Genomic DNA, 15,444 nt, shown 5'->3' on the forward strand with positions numbered 1-15,444 from the left:
CTTTTGCGCAAGACGGTAGTTTCTTTATTGATTGCCGGATTGCTTGCAATGGGTACCGTCCCAGCACATGCTCAGGAGGGCCCCCCCCTGATGACTGTCGTCAAAGACCTTTACGGTGTCCCTTACAAGTCTTCCGGAACCACGAAAAAGGGTTTTGACTGCTCCGGTTTTACACGCTATGTATTTGAAGCGCTCGGTGTAGACTTGCCTCACAACTCCGCTTCCCAATACCAGGTAGGCCAGCCTGTAAGCCGCAAAGACTTGCAGCCGGGCGACCTCGTTTTCTTCAAGACGAACGGGCGAAGCATCTCGCATGTGGGCATCTACATCGGAAATGACACGTTTGTGCACTCGGAGTCTGGCAGGGGTGTCGTCAACACCAAGCTGAGCGACCCCTACTACTGGAGCAAGCGTTTTGTCGGAGCGAAGCGGATTTCATCCGTGCATCTCCAGGCAAATGCCATCCCGACAGCCGCTCCGGCCGCCAAGAAAGCGGTACAAGCAGCTTCCACACCTGAACAGCCCGTGCAGCAGGCACAGGCGGGAGCCGCTCAAGCAGAAGCGCCACAACCTGAGCAACAGACAGCGGTACCTGCCCAAGCAGCAGACGTACCCACTCCCGAACCGCAGGCAGATGCGCCTGTCAAGTAAGATCCGTTACATGAATGAAGCCAGGGACATTAGGTCTCTGGCTTTTTCTGACGCAATTTAGTACCTGGTGTCAAGAGGAAGTGGTAGGCCCATTCGCCGCAAAGCGCCATTTTCCTGCAAGATTACGAATGGAAAGAGTTGGATTCTATGCCCTTCGTCCGGCAAACCGTGATATGATTGGATAGAGATAAGAAACCTGCTGGAGATCTGAGATTACTGGGGGAATACCTGTGAAGGAACATGTTTTGCTTGTCGATGACAATCTTGAAATCATAGAGCTGCTGGAAGAGATTCTGGTCAATGAAGGCTATGAGGTGACCTCCTCGGAAAGCGGCGAACACGCACTGCAGCTGCTGAAGCAGGGCCTGAAGCCGAATCTGATATTGCTCGATATCATGATGCCCAATATGAGCGGCTACGAGCTCTGCTCGCAGATCCGCCGCGAATCCGACCTGCCGATCCTGTTCCTCAGCGCTAAGGGGAAAGCGGTGGACAAGGTCGTCGGGTTTGAGATCGGTGCCGACGACTACATCACCAAGCCGTTTGACACGGAGGAGCTGCTTGCCCGCATCCGTGCGCATCTGCGCCGCTATGAGCGCATCCGCAAACATACGGAGGAACATTCCGACAAGGAGACGTCCAATTCCGCCATTACCGTCCTGAAGTTCAAAGGGCTGGAAATTCACAAGGAAACCTACTCTGTCTATGTGAACGAAGAGAAAGTAGATCTGTCCACCAAGGAATTTCAACTGCTTACCTTTCTCGCGGAAAACGCCGGCATCGTCTTCACGCGCGAACAGATTTACGACCGCGTCTGGGGCTATGGGTACGGCTCGCTCAATACGGTGACGGTACACATCAAGAACCTGCGGGAAAAGCTGGAGGGCGAGCGCCAATACATCAAAACGCAATGGGGGACGGGCTACGTATTCATCGGGGAGAAAGTGTAGATGAGCATTCGCAACAAGCTGTTTCTCTCGTTTTTCGCACTGATTGCGCTGAATATCCTCGTCTTCAAATTCGTCTTCGAGGACATTATCGTCGTGCAGCTGAAAACAGACCGCCACAATCAATACCGCTACGAAAAGGAAACAGCGGAAAAGGTCCGTGTCAATCAACTGCTCAGCGCGAGCAACTTCAAAGACCCCACGGACCGAAGCGAATTGGAAAAACAGCTGCCTGAGGATCTGGTCTACAAGATGGTCGTCAAGGATGCCAATGGCAACACGATCTACAGCAAGACCTCGCAGGCCTATAACCTCAAAAACCCGCCGCGCAAAACCAACCGGGAAAATACGGATTTGAAGGTCGTGGCCGAATATCACTATCAGCACGAGCCTCCCAAAAAGGGGCAGACGATCATTTACTTTTATACCGATGATTCCGACATCATGGCCACAAAAGGCGTCAGCATGATGCTCATGTATATTTACGGAAGCATCGCCCTGGTGGGATTGGTGCTGCTCGGCTTCTTCGTCCGCTGGATTCTCCGCCCGGTCAACGAGCTGTCGCGTGTCACCCAAGAGATTCGCGCCGGGAAGCGCCTGGTTTCCTTCACGTACCACTCCGAGGACGAGTTCGGCCGCCTGTTCCGCTATTTTTCCGACATGGTGGACCAGCTACGCTTCTCCGAGGAGCGGCAATCCGAAGTGATCGCCGCCATCGCCCACGATTTCCGCACGCCGCTGACGACGATCAAAGGCTATGCTTCCTATATCGCCTCCGGACGTGTTCAGGAACTGGAGCGGATCCAGAAGCAGATGAAGAAAATCGAGCAAAAAACGGATGATCTGGAAGTGCTGCTGGATGAGCTGCAGGACTTTACCACGCAAAGTACGGAGCTGAAGCTGAACGTCAAGCGCTTCAACGTAAAGAACTTCCTGAAAGGAATCATCGAGGATTATCAGGTTCGCATAAAGGAAGCTGGGCTCTACTTTCAATGCAAGCTGCGCATCTCCAATGAGCTGCACATCGAAGCAGACGAGACCAAGGTGCGCCGGGTTCTGGAAAATCTCCTGAACAATGCCATCTACTACAACAAGCCGGGCGGCTCGATCCTGTTGACCTGCGACCAGCGGGAGGGACATGTGCTGTTTTCGGTGATTGATAAAGGAGAAGGCATCTCTGCGGAAGACCTGCCCAAGGTATTCACCAAATTTTACCGGGCGGAAAAATCGCGGAACCGCAATAACGGCGGGACGGGGCTGGGTCTGACGATCTGCCAGAGCATCGTCGAACGGCACGGCGGCATGATTACGGCCAATAGCGAGCTGGGCATAGGCAGTTCCTTTTCCTTCACGATTCCCTTTTCCCAGCACTGAGTTTATATTGTTTTATAATCGTTTGATTGTTCTTTTATAATTGTTTGATAAAGTAATCGTATTAGCTTTTCGTTTTCAGTGATAAATTACCCCAAGTTCGGTATCTGGCACCAGGCGAAATCGTTGCGGTGGACAGATGCTTTTTTTTATCCCAACGGCGCGGCATCGGCAGTCTGCTCCTCAACCTGATGATCTGCCCCCTGCAGGCCAGGGGGATCGGCGAATTTTGCCTGGACAGCGGCTATAAAGAAGCGCAAAAGGTATGGAAAAAGAGATTGGGAGAGCCAAATTACGTGCTGCGCGACTACTGGGGAGAGGGCTTTGACCATCTGATTTGGAAGCGAAGCACGCGTGAAGTGCCGATCATCTTGTAGCGATAAAATAGACACGAACCTCTGACGTGGGTCCGTGTCTTTTTCTTTGTTATCAGCGGGTACGCTCCTCCAGCTTCATCATCAGCCCGCCTTTGGGGCGCAGCGTGATCAGCGGCTCCGCCTCTACCGGCTTGCCCGGATCGGCCAGCCTGAAGCGGTAGCGCTGCGCGAAGGTGGCGAGCAACAGCGCCGCTTCCATGAGGGCGAAGTTGTTCCCGATACAGACCCGCGGGCCGCCGCCAAAGGGAAAATACGCGTAGGCCGGAATGCGCTTCAGCAAATCGCCGGCAAACCGCTCCGGGATAAACTCATCCGGCCGCTCAAAATAGCGGTCGCTGCGGTGCATCACGTACTGGCTCATCATCAGGGTATCCCCGGGCTTAAAGGCATGCCCGCCGATCTCCACGGGCTCTACCACTTCGCGGTTGAGCGTCCAGGCGGCCGGGTACAGCCGCAGGGTTTCATTGATGATCTGGCTGCAGTACGGGAGGCGCGGGATATCCGCTACCATCGGCAGGCGGCCGCCGAGCACCTCGTCCAGCTCCGCCCACAGCTTTTGTTCCGCTTCGGGGTGAGTGGCCAAGAGATACCAGGTCCAGGACATCGTGTTGGCCGTCGTCTCATGTCCGGCGACAAAGATGGTCATCACCTCGTCCCGAACCTGTTCATCGGTCATGCCCTGGCCGTCATCTTCGTCTCGTGCCGAGAGCAGCATGGCCAGCAGGTCCCCCCGTCCCTGATCCCCTTCCCGGCGCCGCTCCTCGATAATCTCGTAGATCGCCCTATCCAGCACCTCGGCAGATTCCTGGAACTGCCGATTGCTCGAAGTGGGCACATTCAGCGGAATGTCGATGATGGACGTCGCTTTGGTCGCCACATACTTCAAGCCGATGTCGATCGCACGGGCGATTTTGTCCGCCCCCTCCTTCAATCCCTTGCCGAACATCGTCTCGGTGATGATCGCCAGCGTCACCTTCATCATATCCTCATGCACGTCGCGAACCGCGCCGTCCGTCCACTCTTCCATCAGACTGACTGCCTGCTGTACCATGCTCTCCCCGTAAGAAGCGATACGCTCCCGGTGGAATGCAGGCTGCATCAACCGGCGCTGGCGCAGATGCTTTTGTCCCTCGCTCGTCAGGATGCCGTCTCCCACCACCGCACGCGCCACCTGCAGGCCTTTTCCCTTGCGAAAATGGGCCTGCTTGGTGACGAGGACCTCTTTGATCAGGTCCGGACTGCTGATCAGGTAGACATGGCGGGCCGGGCCAAAGCGAAAATGGGCCACATCGCCATGCTGCTTGGCCGCATCGCGCAGAAACTGGAGCGGATCGCGGCGAAACGCAAGCAAACTGCCCGTGATGGGCAAACCCTTGGGGCCTGGGATAGTCGTTATGTTCATTGGCAAGTTCCCCCTATGTTCCGCTATTTTTTTCCGTTCCTCCGTCTGTAGTATCTGACCGACTCGCCTCTTTAATGCGGGCAGGCCGGGATGGCCCAAGCCAGAACCACATGAAAAAACCGTCCGCAAAGGGGCGGACGGTCGAGATGGACGAGATGGACGAGATGGCGTTTGCCAAATCGGACGGAATTAAATGGCGGCTTCCCCGGACGGTTTACTGGGAAAGCGGACTGCTGTTCACCTGCAGGAGACGGGAGGAGATCAGACGCTCTCTCACTTTGATGCCAATCCAGGCGGCCAGCACCGCTTTGACCACACCTACCACGAGGAAGGGGGTAACGCCATAGGCCATCGCCAGATTCCACGGGACATCCATGACGTACTTCAATTGGGCGGCGCCAAAGGCCAGCGTGACAAACATGCCGACGATGTTGGCGACCAATCCCCAGGCAAACTGGAAGCGCGTTTTCTCCAGAATCAGGCCGGTGACGTAGGCGGTGAAAATAAATCCGAAAATGTAGCCGCCTGTCTTGCCCACCAGCACCTGCAGTCCGCCGCTGGCGCCGGAGAACACGGGAAGGCCGACCGCGCCCAGCAGCACATAGATCAGGATGGATACCGTCCCCCAGCGGCTTCCGAGAATCGTCGCCGTCAAACCGACGGCAAGCGTCTGGCCCGTAATCGGAATGAGCGGAAGCGGGATGGTGATTTGAGACAAGACAGCCGTCAGGGCAGCAAATATCGCAGACAGCATCAACCATTTCAAACGTTCGTTTCTCATGAGGTCCTCCTTATTTGTTAACCAATTTATAATTTCCGTTAACAAAATAATACTGCCTGTCTGTTCATTTGTAAACAGTCAATGCTGCCTGCGATATCCGCCCTCGGAATCAGCGTCTGTTCTCTCTTTGCTGCAATTGCTCCAAGGATGCGATCGTATGCTCGACCAGGCCGCGCAGATCCTCGATGTTCCCCTCGTCGATCTTGCGGTGAAAATCGAGTGTGATCTGGTTCTCGAAGCGCTCCGGCGGCCACTTGTGCTGGTATTCCTTCAGCCTGGCCTTGATCGTCTGGGTGATGTACGGCCGATTGCCCCAGATCTCATTCAACAGCCGGGCGATCGCTTCCGTCTCCTGCTCCACCTCGGCGACCGTGAGGAAGAAATGGATGCAGATCGTGCACCCGATCGGATCGGTCAAGGGCTTCTCCAAGAGCTCCCCGGCAATATCCGGCAGAGAGGTGCACAGCTGCATCTGCGCATAGACCTCCTCTTCGTCCCGCTTCTCCCCGGCGAGCCGAAAATCGATCTGATAAAGCCGATGGTAGGTAGCCAGATCCATGCTGTCTGTCCGCCCTGTGATCAGGATCGTCCCGTCGAAGTCCCGATCGTAGACCGCCCCTTCCAGGACGACTTTGATATTGTCAAAAATAAGCGGGTGAAACATGTCCCTCCTCCTTTTTCCCGCATGCCTTTTCCATCAAGAGTGCCTCTCTTTGGCCCGGAATGCAAGAGAGGCCCCGCAAAAACAGGCATAACCATGTTCCGCTCTGTTATAATAAGCATCAACATCATCGCCTTTTTTGATCCTGCGTATCCGTTTCAGGAAAATTTGGACGAAGGCAAGGAGGTATATGATGCATTCATTCGACACCATGCTGGATCGCTACGCTTCGCTGGCGGTAAAAGTCGGCGTCAATGTCCAGCCGGGGCAGACATTGGTGATTACCGCATCGCTGGTGTCCGCAGATTTTGTGCGGAAGATTGCCCGACAAGCATACGAAGCCGGGGCCAAGGATGTACATATCGAATGGCGGGACGATGAACTGACGCGGATGAAGTACGATCTCGCTCCCGACGAGGCCTTTGCGGAGTATCCCCGCTGGAAGGCCAACTCCATGGAGGCGCTGGCAGAAGAGGGGGCCGCTTTTCTCACGATACTCGATTCCGATCCCCATCTGCTCAAAGGCGTTCACCCCGAGCGCCTGGCCGCCGCCAAAAAATCGGCCGGCAAAGCCTTGTACAAATTCCGCTCCTACACCATGAGCAACCAGGTGAGCTGGTCTGTGATCGCCGCTCCCTCCCCTGCATGGGCGGCGATGGTCTTTCCCGACCTGCCGGCCGAGGAGCGGATCCCCGCGCTGTGGCAAGCGATTTTCCGCGCTACCCGGATCGATCGGGATGATCCGATACAGGCCTGGAGAGAGCATCAGGAGCAGTTGAACCAAAAAGTGGAATACCTGAACCAAAAGCAGTATCACGCGCTGCACTACCAGGCGCCCGGCACAGATTTGACGATCCAGCTCCCGGAGCGGCACATCTGGATCGGCGGCGGCGAACAAAATGCCCAGGGCGTACCGTTTATGGCTAACATGCCGACGGAAGAGGTGTTTACCGCTCCCCTGAAAACAGGCGTGTCCGGCGTCGTGCGCAGTACCAAGCCGCTCAGCTATAACGGCAATCTGATCGACAACTTCTCGCTCACCTTCCAGGAGGGAAGAATCGTCGATTTCAGCGCGGAGACGGGCTACGAGGTGCTCAAGCAGTTGATCGAGATGGACGAAGGCTCCCACTACCTCGGAGAAGTGGCCCTGGTCCCGCATGAATCGCCGATTTCCCAGTCCCAAATGATCTTTTTTCAGACGCTGTTCGACGAAAATGCGTCCAATCATTTGGCGATCGGCAATGCTTATCCCGTCTGCGTTGAGGGAGGAGCGTCACTTACTCAGGAAGAGATGGAGAAGCGCGGCTTGAACACCAGCTTGACCCACGTAGATTTCATGATCGGTTCAGGTGAGATGAACATCGATGGAATTACGGCTGATGGCACCCGGGAACCTCTCTTCCGGAACGGGAACTGGGCTGTGTAGCAATGTTTTTGATCGGCATTTTGGTAGTTGTCGCCATCCTGGCAGAAATCATTCATCGGCTGAATCCGTGGAAGAAGCCGGAGCCCCCTTATGAGGAGCTCGTGGCTTTGATCAAGCAAGCGGATTGGTACCGGGAGCTGTGGCAGGTAGAGGCGTATCGGGAAGTGCTGGAAACCGATCCCCATGTGCACGCCTTTTACGCCAGCCCCTACGAGGCCAAGCGCCTGCTGGAAAACCGCGGCTTTCAGCTCGGCTTGATCGATTACGTCAAGGAAAAGGCGGACAAAGCAAAAAAGGGATAGAGTCGTCAGAGTGGGTCTCTGCTTCTCTCTCCCTCTTTTTTCCGAGCTGATTCGCGCCGGAATCGATCCGGTGAAGACATTCGATTGCGCACCGACAGGTCATCATTTCGCGGCTGCTCTCCGCTTTTCCGGGGGGCGCTTATTTTTTTGTGTGGTAATACAGATAGGCATCTCGAGTCGCCAGGTCTTGGCAGGAAAAGCACTCCGTCATGTAGGATTCGGCCTGCTCTGACATGACTTGCCCGCAAGCGGCACAGCATTTGGATTCCAGATTGCGAAAGAACGTCGTGATTGGTGTCATGGTGATAACCTCCCGAATTTGTTCGTTGAGGTTATTGTATTATAACAGCATGTGTTTTATAAAATTTTGTTATAAGACATTACGCTGTATTATCACAGATATGCTCTCTCTCGCTGCTGTTTCCTTCTGTTTTCGCTGTATTAACACTTTTTCGACTATTCCCTGCTGTTTTACAACACCTGAAAAACCGCGCCCTGAATGCATTTCTTCTCTCAGATCAGCAGATTGAAGAGATACGGGTCATGCGTAATCTCGACATAGCGGATGCCTTTTTTCTTCATCCGCTCGATCAGCGGCTGGTAATCGCTCTGGCATTTCAGCTCGATTCCGACGAGGGCCGGGCCGTTGTCCTTGTTGTTCTTTTTCGTGTACTCGAAGCGGGCGATATCATCATGCGGTCCGAGCACGTCGTCGATAAACTCGCGCAAAGCGCCGGCCCGCTGCGGGAAATTGATGATAAAGTAGTGCTTCAGCCCCTCGAACAAAAGCGAGCGCTCCTTGATCTCCTGCATCCGGTCGATATCGTTGTTCCCGCCGCTGATGACGCAGACGACGTTCTTGCCGGCGATTTGCTCCCGGTACAGATCGAGCGCGGCGATCGGCAAGGCTCCGGCCGGTTCGACGACGATCGCATTTTCATTGTACATCTCCAAAATCGAGGTGCAGACCTTTCCTTCCGGCACCAGCACGATATCATCCAGAACTTCTTTGCAGATCTCGCGGGTGAGCTGTCCCACCTGTTTCACGGCTGCGCCATCAACGAATTTGTCGATCTCGTCCAGCGTCACGACGTCATCATGAGCCAGCGCTTCGGTCATGGACGCCGCCCCGGCCGGCTCGACGCCGATGATCTTCGTAGCGGGGCTGATTCCTTTGACATAGGTGCCGACCCCGGCGACCAGGCCTCCCCCGCCGATGCTGGCAAACACGTAGTCGATCGGCTCTTCGATATCGTTCATGATCTCGACGCCGACCGTCCCTTGCCCAGCCACGACGTAGGGATCGTCAAAGGGATGGACGAAGGTCATGTTCTCCTGCAAGCAGAATTTCATCGCTTCGGCAAAAGAGTCGTCAAAAGTGTCGCCCACCAGGACCACATCGACGAAAGAGCCGCCAAACAGCTTGACCTGGGAAATCTTTTGCCGCGGGGTCGTCGCCGGCATGAAGATCGTGCCGCGAATCTGCAAGAGCTGGCAGGAGTGCGCCACGCCCTGCGCGTGGTTGCCGGCGCTGGCACAAACCACGCCCCGCTCGCGCTCCTCATCCGAGAGATGGCGGATCAGATTATAGGCCCCCCTGATTTTGAAGGAGCGGACCACCTGCAGATCCTCCCGCTTCAGATACAGATGGCAGCCGTATTTTTCCGACAATCGTTTGTTCAGCTGCAGCGGCGTTTTCTCGATTACATCTTTCAGCAAGTGATTGGCGACCATGATCTCTTCCATTTTGACAGTATGCATGTTTCGTTCCTCCCCGGATGCGCTTGTTTGTCTGTTTGTTTGTCTGTATGGATGGCGGTCTGTCTGTGCAGTCTGTGCAGTCTGTGCAGACCTGCGAAAATGAAGAAAGCCCCCGCCTTCAGCCGGCCGTGCAACATGTACACGACTGGCTGAGGCGAGGGCATCGCGGTACCACTCAGCTTTTCTGTCTTCCTTGCGAAAAACAGACTCCATGAGTCTCCGGTGACAGCTAGAGACTCCGCCTTGTAACGGTGGCGGCTTCCGTTGCTCTTTACTCGGATCGGGACCGGGCTTCATCCAGACGCTTCCCGGACGAATCGCGCCATCCTTTCAAGAACACAGCTCCAAGGTGATTTTCAAAGCAAGCGGACGTCCATCCTTTCAGCGCGGGGGATGGCTCTCTATGCGTCGTCTTTGCTTTTACTCTTCCTTATCTACGCTGTTTTTAATCGAAACATCATATTCAAATTAGTTAGAAAGTATAGAGGGAAATGGGCGATTTGTCAAGGGAACCTGCCCGCTCGATCAAAAAGGAACAAAAGCGGAGGGGGTTCGGCGCCTCCTCCGCTATGGCACTCACTTCTATCTGGCTCTTCTGTCTTCGTCTTAGACAGCCTCGTAAATAACCTCGTAGCGCTTGCCGATCTCCTCGTCCGTGAGGCCCGCTTCGCGCAGGCGGTTGATCAGAGCGGTCGCCCAGATTTCGCAGCGCTGCGTCATCTTGGTGTACTTTTTCGCTTCCTTGGTCTTGCGCTTGGCGCGGTCTTCCCCGTTGGACTTCAGATTGTCGAGGATGAAGAGCATATGCATGGTCTCGTCCTCGTTCAAGTTCGTCCAGTTGTCGTTCAAGAACGCGGTCACTTTTTTATAGTATCCATCAAACTCGTCGAAGGAAATTTCCGTGTCCATGTTCAGGTATTCCTTCATTTTATCGAACAGCTCTTGCATCTTCCGTCACAACTCCCTCATTTTTCTCTGCCCTATTATAGCAAAAAGGCGTCGAGGGAGAAAGTTGGCATTCCTTGGCTTTTCGTTCTTTTCTCCTGTTCTTGCATCCGGGCAGCTGGTTTGGGACTCTTGCGCAATCGCGGTATAATAGGTACAACCAGTAAGCAGCAAAAGGAGAAACGGACCTATGAAACGACCAGCAGCTCAACAGCGGAAGGCGCCGCGGCAGGAAGATGCGCAAATAAGGGTCGGCCAGCAAATGACCCTGACGATCAAAAGCCTGGGGATCAACGGCGAGGGCATCGGCTACTTCAAGCGGAAAATCGTCTTCGTCGAAAAAGCTCTCCCCGGCGAGGTGGTCCACGCAGAAGTGACCGAGGTCAAGGAAAAATACGCGACCGCCCGCCTGCTGCGTGTCGTCGAGAAATCCCCGGCTCGCGTCCAGCCCCCCTGCCCTGTGTATGAGCAGTGCGGCGGATGCAGCCTGCAGCATATGGAGTATCAGGCCCAGCTGGCCGCCAAGCAGGAGCTGGTCAGCGAATCGCTGCGCAAATACGCCCGGTTGGAAAATCCGCCGGTGGCCCCGACGATCGGCATGGACAACCCCTGGGGCTATCGCAACAAAGCGCAGTTTCAGGTAGGCCGGGAAAACGGCAAGCTGGTGGCCGGACTGTATCAGACGGGCACCCATCGCCTGGTGGACCTGGAGACCTGCCACGTGCAGCATGAGGCGACCACGGCCATCGTCCGCACGGCCAAAGCCGTCATGGAGGAGCTCGGCATCCCCGTCTACGACGAACGCAAACGGACCGGTGTCGTCCGGACGGTCGTGGCGCGGGCCGCATTTGCTACGGGAGAGACGCAGCTCACTTTGGTGACGGCCACCCCGGAGATCCCCCGCGTCAAGGAACTGATCCTGGAGCTTCGCACGCGCCTGCCGGAGCTGGTCAGCATCGTACAAAACATCAACCCGAAGAAGACCTCCCTCGTCTTCGGCGACACCACCCGCGAGCTGTGGGGACGCCCCTCCATCGCGGAAAAGCTGGGCGAGCTCTCTTTTGATCTGTCGGCACGCGCCTTTTTCCAGCTGAATCCGGAACAGACGAAGAAGCTCTATGAGGAAGTAAAAAAAGCCGCCGGACTGACCGGCAGCGAGCTGTTGTTTGACCTGTATTGCGGGACGGGAACGATTGCGCTCTGGCTCGCTCCCTACGCCCGGGAAGTGCGCGGAATCGAGATCATCCCGGAAGCGGTGGAGGATGCGCGGAAAAACGCGGAGCGCAACCAAGCAGCCAACGCGCAGTTCCATGTGGGCCGCGCCGAGGTGCTGATGCCCAAGTGGGCGAAGCAAGGCGTAAAGCCGGATGTGGTCGTGGTCGATCCGCCCCGTACCGGGCTGGATAATGCGCTGATCCGCTCGCTGCTGGAGGTGAAGCCGAAGCGGATCGTCTATGTGTCGTGCAATCCGTCTACGCTGGCGAAGGATATTGCCCAGCTCTTGGCCGGGTATGAACTGGTACAGGTGCAGCCGGTGGATATGTTTCCGCATACGGCGCATGTGGAGAGCTGTGCGTTGATAGAAAGAAGTAAAGAATAAGCATATGGGTTCAAGAATCTGTGGAAGATACTCGACCCGTCTGCTTCTATTTCTATACGGTTAATCAGTCGATGAAGAATTTCTAGAGTCAATTCTTTGAAAGACAGGAAATATAAAAGCAGAAAACCGAAATTGTGTTGAATCTTTTTGGAAGAACGTACTAGGGATGTTTCATAATGCTAATCTGGAGTTGAGTAAATATGGAACATATAGAGCGTATGGCCTCTCAAAAATAGTGGAGGCAACCCAGAATGTACACCCAAATTATAGCGCTCATCACCAGTGTGGTATAATTAGGAAAAATAAAGGCGCGGGGTGTTTGGGGTGCTTAAATTAGAAGGTAAAGTCAAACGAATGGATCTCGAATTGCGAATCAAATATCTCGGTTTGCAAACCAAAGTATATCAGCTCGATGACTTTAGGTTTGTTATTTATTGCGAAAATTACGAGGGTGATTTTGAGGAACTTGCCGACGATTTCAACTCATCTATAAGGCACATGGGGACGAATGTCGAATTGACGAAAACTCCGCCGGAATCGTTCAAACAAAGAATCGAAAGAATTTCCTTATCAAACGTTGTGGACGGGTTCAAGGCAACCTGCGTTACCGAAAGCGACATTCGTAATTTTGTGGAAAGTAAATTCCATTATATCAATGTGACGAATGTGGATATCCCGCATCGCGGCTTAGGCTTTGAAATCGTGGTTTCGGTTTCGGAAGATACAACGGCGGAAATGATGGAGCAGATGCAAAATTATCTGCTACAGGCCGACTTGGGAACCGATAGGATAACAATCAAGCATGAGGATTTCCCGAGGCAACCGACAAATGCGGGAGCGGATCGCGCAGGTCATGAAACGGTAAACAATCTACTTGGTTCTTTCAACGTTATGAACCTATCATTATATAAGCAACTTCCGTTCACGATCAATGAAGCTGATTTTTGGTTCGAGCATGCCGAAGATATTTATACCGGAAAGACAGGGAGACAGGATATCCCTTTTTTTCGTGAAGGGTTGCAAAAATGTTTCCTCAACGCCTCTGTGTTCGAAACCGTCGACCTACGGGACGTGTTGCTACTATACGATACGGTCTATTTGGCACTTCCGATCGAGAATCATCTAGATTCGTTTCTGGAGCAACAGAACATGACAGCGTCCGATCTAGTCGAACTAGTCGACATGGGGAAGGTCGTCATTGTGTTACCAAATCAAGAGACCAGATACGACCAAAACCTGCTGCTACAAGCCTATCAATGCAATCCGCTGTCTGTCGTCGGGCGACGAGGTCTAAATGCGCTATTGGCCGCCCATCTTGTCGAAACGAAGACACAATACGAAAAACGATATCCGAACATTTACGATGCGTCCTCCGAACTGTTCCTTCGGGGGAAGAGAGAGGGAGATCCTTTCGTGCAACGCTTCGCCCAGCTGTTAGCCTGGCCCGTGACGGCGGCGGCGGCCAGCTTTCGCTACTTGCACCAGCACAGCCCAATGTCAGTCGCCAATTTCGGAGTTAATCTTATTGTCGAAGAAAGCTTTCGTGGTTCGGACCTTCATGAACAAATTTCGTTTGAGTTAATGGTGAATGCAGATAGCACGCACCTCGCTACGGCGTTGCAATCGACTTATTTTCCGTTCAAGTTAAGGACGCCTGACGGCATGTACAGCGATCAAGCAGTTTCCAATCTGATGGGAGATTTATTAAAAATGTATTGGTACGACGCGTCCAACTTGGAACAAATCGAACGCCTTATTGACCGGAATCATTCGGAAAACAACTATTTGAAACTATTTGAGACCAACCCTCATGTTAAGGCAACGAAGGTGGCTTTGTTGGCGGACGAGTACGATACCCCCAAAGCGTTCCGTAATTTGCTCCACCGTTTGGACGCGATGGACGACGCGACTCGCAGGCAAACCATCAACGAATACAACGATTTGTTGTTCGAAGTCGTGGAGGCGTCGGGGCGGTCTTCTGGGGGATTCGTCAAAATGATGCTGGGCGGCGCCGGCTTTCTTCCCTTGAGTTATCAGGAGTCGTTCGCTTTAGCCTTAGTCGGATTAGTTCACGATAAGGTCAATGCTCTTAAAACTGTTAAGAGGGCAAAGGAACTCGATCGGATCGAAAAATGCATTAAGGACTCCGGAATTCAAGCTCGAGAACATATGAAGGAAGATATTTATATACTGGACAAAATCTCCAGAGTGGCAATACTGAAGCAGCAAGTCTCATAAGAGTTGTACAAGACGAAAGAGCCATCCCTTCGTTGTTGACGACACAAGCACGGCTCTTCGCGCATCGCTTCAACGTCTTCCTGCAGCGTTTTGCATGAAGAATTCTATGTGATACATAAGTGAATACTCCCGCTTCTGCAGGAAATAGAAATTGTTATCGCTGTCTACTCAACACATGTGGAGTGCTGTTCACTGTTAGTGAGGAAGGACAAATAAATCGGGGATGTATTGGCGTAAATTGTAAAGAGGGGCGGCGAACCCCTCTTTTTTTCATCGTTGTAAACTAGTGGGCTTTTGCCCATTTTGCTTACATATAACTAGGCAGTTGCATAGGATAAATGGTCAATAAGAAAATCACCGAGAGGAGCATGAGTATGTACCCTAATTCATGCTATTACTATCAATGGTATAATCCAATGCAATGCCACTGGAATAACAAATCGGGTTATGATTGGAATCCCCATTACTACAACCGAAACAACTACTACCATAATCCTTATGGAAACATCCCTTTACAAGATTATGGAACAAGGCCATTTGTAGTAAATATTGACCAAGCAACCAAGCAAAACAACAATTACCGCACCGCTTTATGGACAGGGAAATATTTTCAAGTAACTTTGATGAGTATTAATGTTGGTGAAGACATAGGTTTGGAAGTCCATCCAACAACTGACCAGTTCATACGGATTGAAGAAGGTCAGGCACTTGTTCAAATGGGTGACAGCAGAGATAGCTTAGATTTTCAAGTTATGGCGTACGACGACTATGCAATTATGATACCTGCTGGAAAATGGCACAATGTAATCAATACAGGTAATCGCCCTCTTAAAGTTTACGTTATTTATGCACCGCCTGAGCACCCATATGGTACAGTTCATGAAACGAAAGCAATCGCTCAAGGAAAGTAAGTAAACTTAGCTTTGGAGTGTGAATTAAAAAACGTTAGGTTCGTTAATGGTACGAAAAAGGAGCGTGACGT

General features: G+C 53.1%; 13 protein-coding genes, 2 pseudogenes and 1 other annotated feature. Of the genes and pseudogenes, 9 read left to right on the top strand and 6 right to left on the bottom strand.

The window, feature by feature from the left end:
* Window positions 1–3: 3 nt before the first annotated feature.
* The 4 genes and pseudogenes from JD108_RS18435 to JD108_RS18450 all read left to right on the top strand — a co-directional run.
* A pseudogene (locus JD108_RS18435) lies at window positions 4–534 on the top strand (C40 family peptidase); the annotation flags it as partial.
* A gap of 347 nt (window positions 535–881) precedes the next feature.
* Window positions 882–1,601 carry a response regulator transcription factor gene (locus tag JD108_RS18440; protein WP_198827417.1) on the top strand — a complete coding sequence of 240 codons (720 nt, stop codon included), beginning with the start codon at window positions 882–884 and terminating at the stop codon, window positions 1,599–1,601.
* Window positions 1,602–2,972, top strand: a complete 1,371-nt coding sequence (locus JD108_RS18445; protein WP_198827418.1) for a sensor histidine kinase — start codon at window positions 1,602–1,604, stop codon at window positions 2,970–2,972.
* 152 nt (window positions 2,973–3,124) lie between these two features.
* Window positions 3,125–3,346 (top strand): annotated as a pseudogene (locus JD108_RS18450) (GNAT family N-acetyltransferase); the annotation flags it as partial.
* 52 nt (window positions 3,347–3,398) lie between these two features.
* Here the strand turns inward: JD108_RS18450 and JD108_RS18455 are convergent.
* The 3 genes from JD108_RS18455 to JD108_RS18465 all read right to left on the bottom strand — a co-directional run bounded on the left by JD108_RS18455 (window position 3,399) and on the right by JD108_RS18465 (window position 6,193).
* On the bottom strand, window positions 3,399–4,748 hold the full coding sequence (locus JD108_RS18455) for a cytochrome P450 (RefSeq protein ID WP_198827420.1): 1,350 nt from the start codon (window positions 4,746–4,748) through the stop codon (window positions 3,399–3,401).
* A gap of 214 nt (window positions 4,749–4,962) precedes the next feature.
* Complete coding sequence (locus JD108_RS18460) at window positions 4,963–5,529, bottom strand: biotin transporter BioY (RefSeq protein ID WP_198827421.1); 567 nt, start codon at window positions 5,527–5,529, stop codon at window positions 4,963–4,965.
* 109 nt (window positions 5,530–5,638) lie between these two features.
* Entirely contained in the window at window positions 5,639–6,193 is a 555-nt protein-coding gene (locus JD108_RS18465) for a hypothetical protein (protein WP_198827422.1), read from the bottom strand.
* Window positions 6,194–6,383: 190 nt separating this feature from the next.
* Between JD108_RS18465 and JD108_RS18470 the strand changes: the two genes are divergently transcribed.
* Together JD108_RS18470 and JD108_RS18475 are read left to right on the top strand one after the other, a co-directional pair.
* The gene (locus JD108_RS18470) at window positions 6,384–7,616 is read left to right on the top strand and encodes an aminopeptidase (RefSeq protein WP_198827423.1); all 1,233 of its coding nucleotides are present in this window, start codon (window positions 6,384–6,386) and stop codon (window positions 7,614–7,616) included.
* Between the two features lie 2 nt (window positions 7,617–7,618).
* On the top strand, window positions 7,619–7,918 hold the full coding sequence (locus JD108_RS18475; RefSeq protein WP_198827424.1) for a hypothetical protein: 300 nt from the start codon (window positions 7,619–7,621) through the stop codon (window positions 7,916–7,918).
* 139 nt (window positions 7,919–8,057) lie between these two features.
* Here JD108_RS18475 and yhfH read toward each other — a convergent pair whose 3' ends face one another.
* The 3 genes from yhfH to JD108_RS18490 all read right to left on the bottom strand — a co-directional run bounded on the left by yhfH (window position 8,058) and on the right by JD108_RS18490 (window position 10,627).
* Complete coding sequence (gene yhfH / locus JD108_RS18480) at window positions 8,058–8,219, bottom strand: protein YhfH (RefSeq protein ID WP_198827425.1); 162 nt, start codon at window positions 8,217–8,219, stop codon at window positions 8,058–8,060.
* 212 nt (window positions 8,220–8,431) lie between these two features.
* Window positions 8,432–9,679, bottom strand: a complete 1,248-nt coding sequence (gene ilvA / locus JD108_RS18485; RefSeq protein WP_198827426.1) for a threonine ammonia-lyase IlvA — start codon at window positions 9,677–9,679, stop codon at window positions 8,432–8,434.
* A gap of 147 nt (window positions 9,680–9,826) precedes the next feature.
* Window positions 9,827–10,125: a binding site (T-box leader), on the bottom strand.
* A gap of 160 nt (window positions 10,126–10,285) precedes the next feature.
* Window positions 10,286–10,627 (bottom strand): hypothetical protein, encoded by a 342-nt coding sequence (locus JD108_RS18490; RefSeq protein WP_198827427.1) that lies wholly within the window; start codon window positions 10,625–10,627, stop codon window positions 10,286–10,288.
* A 187-nt stretch (window positions 10,628–10,814) separates the two neighbouring features.
* Here JD108_RS18490 and rlmD point away from each other — a divergent pair, with 187 nt between their 5' ends.
* The 3 genes from rlmD (at window position 10,815) to JD108_RS18505 (ending at window position 15,373) form a co-directional block, all read left to right on the top strand.
* Window positions 10,815–12,224 (top strand): 23S rRNA (uracil(1939)-C(5))-methyltransferase RlmD, encoded by a 1,410-nt coding sequence (gene rlmD, locus JD108_RS18495; RefSeq protein WP_198827428.1) that lies wholly within the window; start codon window positions 10,815–10,817, stop codon window positions 12,222–12,224.
* 324 nt (window positions 12,225–12,548) lie between these two features.
* Window positions 12,549–14,462, top strand: a complete 1,914-nt coding sequence (locus JD108_RS18500; protein ID WP_198827429.1) for a hypothetical protein — start codon at window positions 12,549–12,551, stop codon at window positions 14,460–14,462.
* 374 nt (window positions 14,463–14,836) lie between these two features.
* Window positions 14,837–15,373, top strand: a complete 537-nt coding sequence (locus JD108_RS18505; protein WP_198827430.1) for a cupin domain-containing protein — start codon at window positions 14,837–14,839, stop codon at window positions 15,371–15,373.
* Window positions 15,374–15,444 lie beyond the last annotated feature (71 nt).

The sequence above is a fragment of the Brevibacillus composti genome, from assembly GCF_016406105.1.
GTDB classification, from domain to species: Bacteria; Bacillota; Bacilli; order Brevibacillales; family Brevibacillaceae; genus Brevibacillus; species Brevibacillus composti.

What these genes read in the sequence shown, in the direction of transcription:
- JD108_RS18445 (WP_198827418.1), top strand. Translation starts at nt 1,602, where the DNA reads ATGAGCATTCGCAACAAGCTGTTTCTCTCGTTTTTCGCACTGATTGCG.
- JD108_RS18455 (WP_198827420.1), bottom strand. Translation starts at nt 4,748, where the DNA reads ATGAACATAACGACTATCCCAGGCCCCAAGGGTTTGCCCATCACGGGC.
- JD108_RS18460 (WP_198827421.1), bottom strand. Translation starts at nt 5,529, where the DNA reads ATGAGAAACGAACGTTTGAAATGGTTGATGCTGTCTGCGATATTTGCT.
- JD108_RS18465 (WP_198827422.1), bottom strand. Translation starts at nt 6,193, where the DNA reads ATGTTTCACCCGCTTATTTTTGACAATATCAAAGTCGTCCTGGAAGGG.
- JD108_RS18470 (WP_198827423.1), top strand. Translation starts at nt 6,384, where the DNA reads ATGCATTCATTCGACACCATGCTGGATCGCTACGCTTCGCTGGCGGTA.
- JD108_RS18475 (WP_198827424.1), top strand. Translation starts at nt 7,619, where the DNA reads ATGTTTTTGATCGGCATTTTGGTAGTTGTCGCCATCCTGGCAGAAATC.
- yhfH (WP_198827425.1), bottom strand. Translation starts at nt 8,219, where the DNA reads ATGACACCAATCACGACGTTCTTTCGCAATCTGGAATCCAAATGCTGT.
- ilvA (WP_198827426.1), bottom strand. Translation starts at nt 9,679, where the DNA reads ATGCATACTGTCAAAATGGAAGAGATCATGGTCGCCAATCACTTGCTG.
- JD108_RS18490 (WP_198827427.1), bottom strand. Translation starts at nt 10,627, where the DNA reads ATGCAAGAGCTGTTCGATAAAATGAAGGAATACCTGAACATGGACACG.
- rlmD (WP_198827428.1), top strand. Translation starts at nt 10,815, where the DNA reads ATGAAACGACCAGCAGCTCAACAGCGGAAGGCGCCGCGGCAGGAAGAT.
- JD108_RS18505 (WP_198827430.1), top strand. Translation starts at nt 14,837, where the DNA reads ATGTACCCTAATTCATGCTATTACTATCAATGGTATAATCCAATGCAA.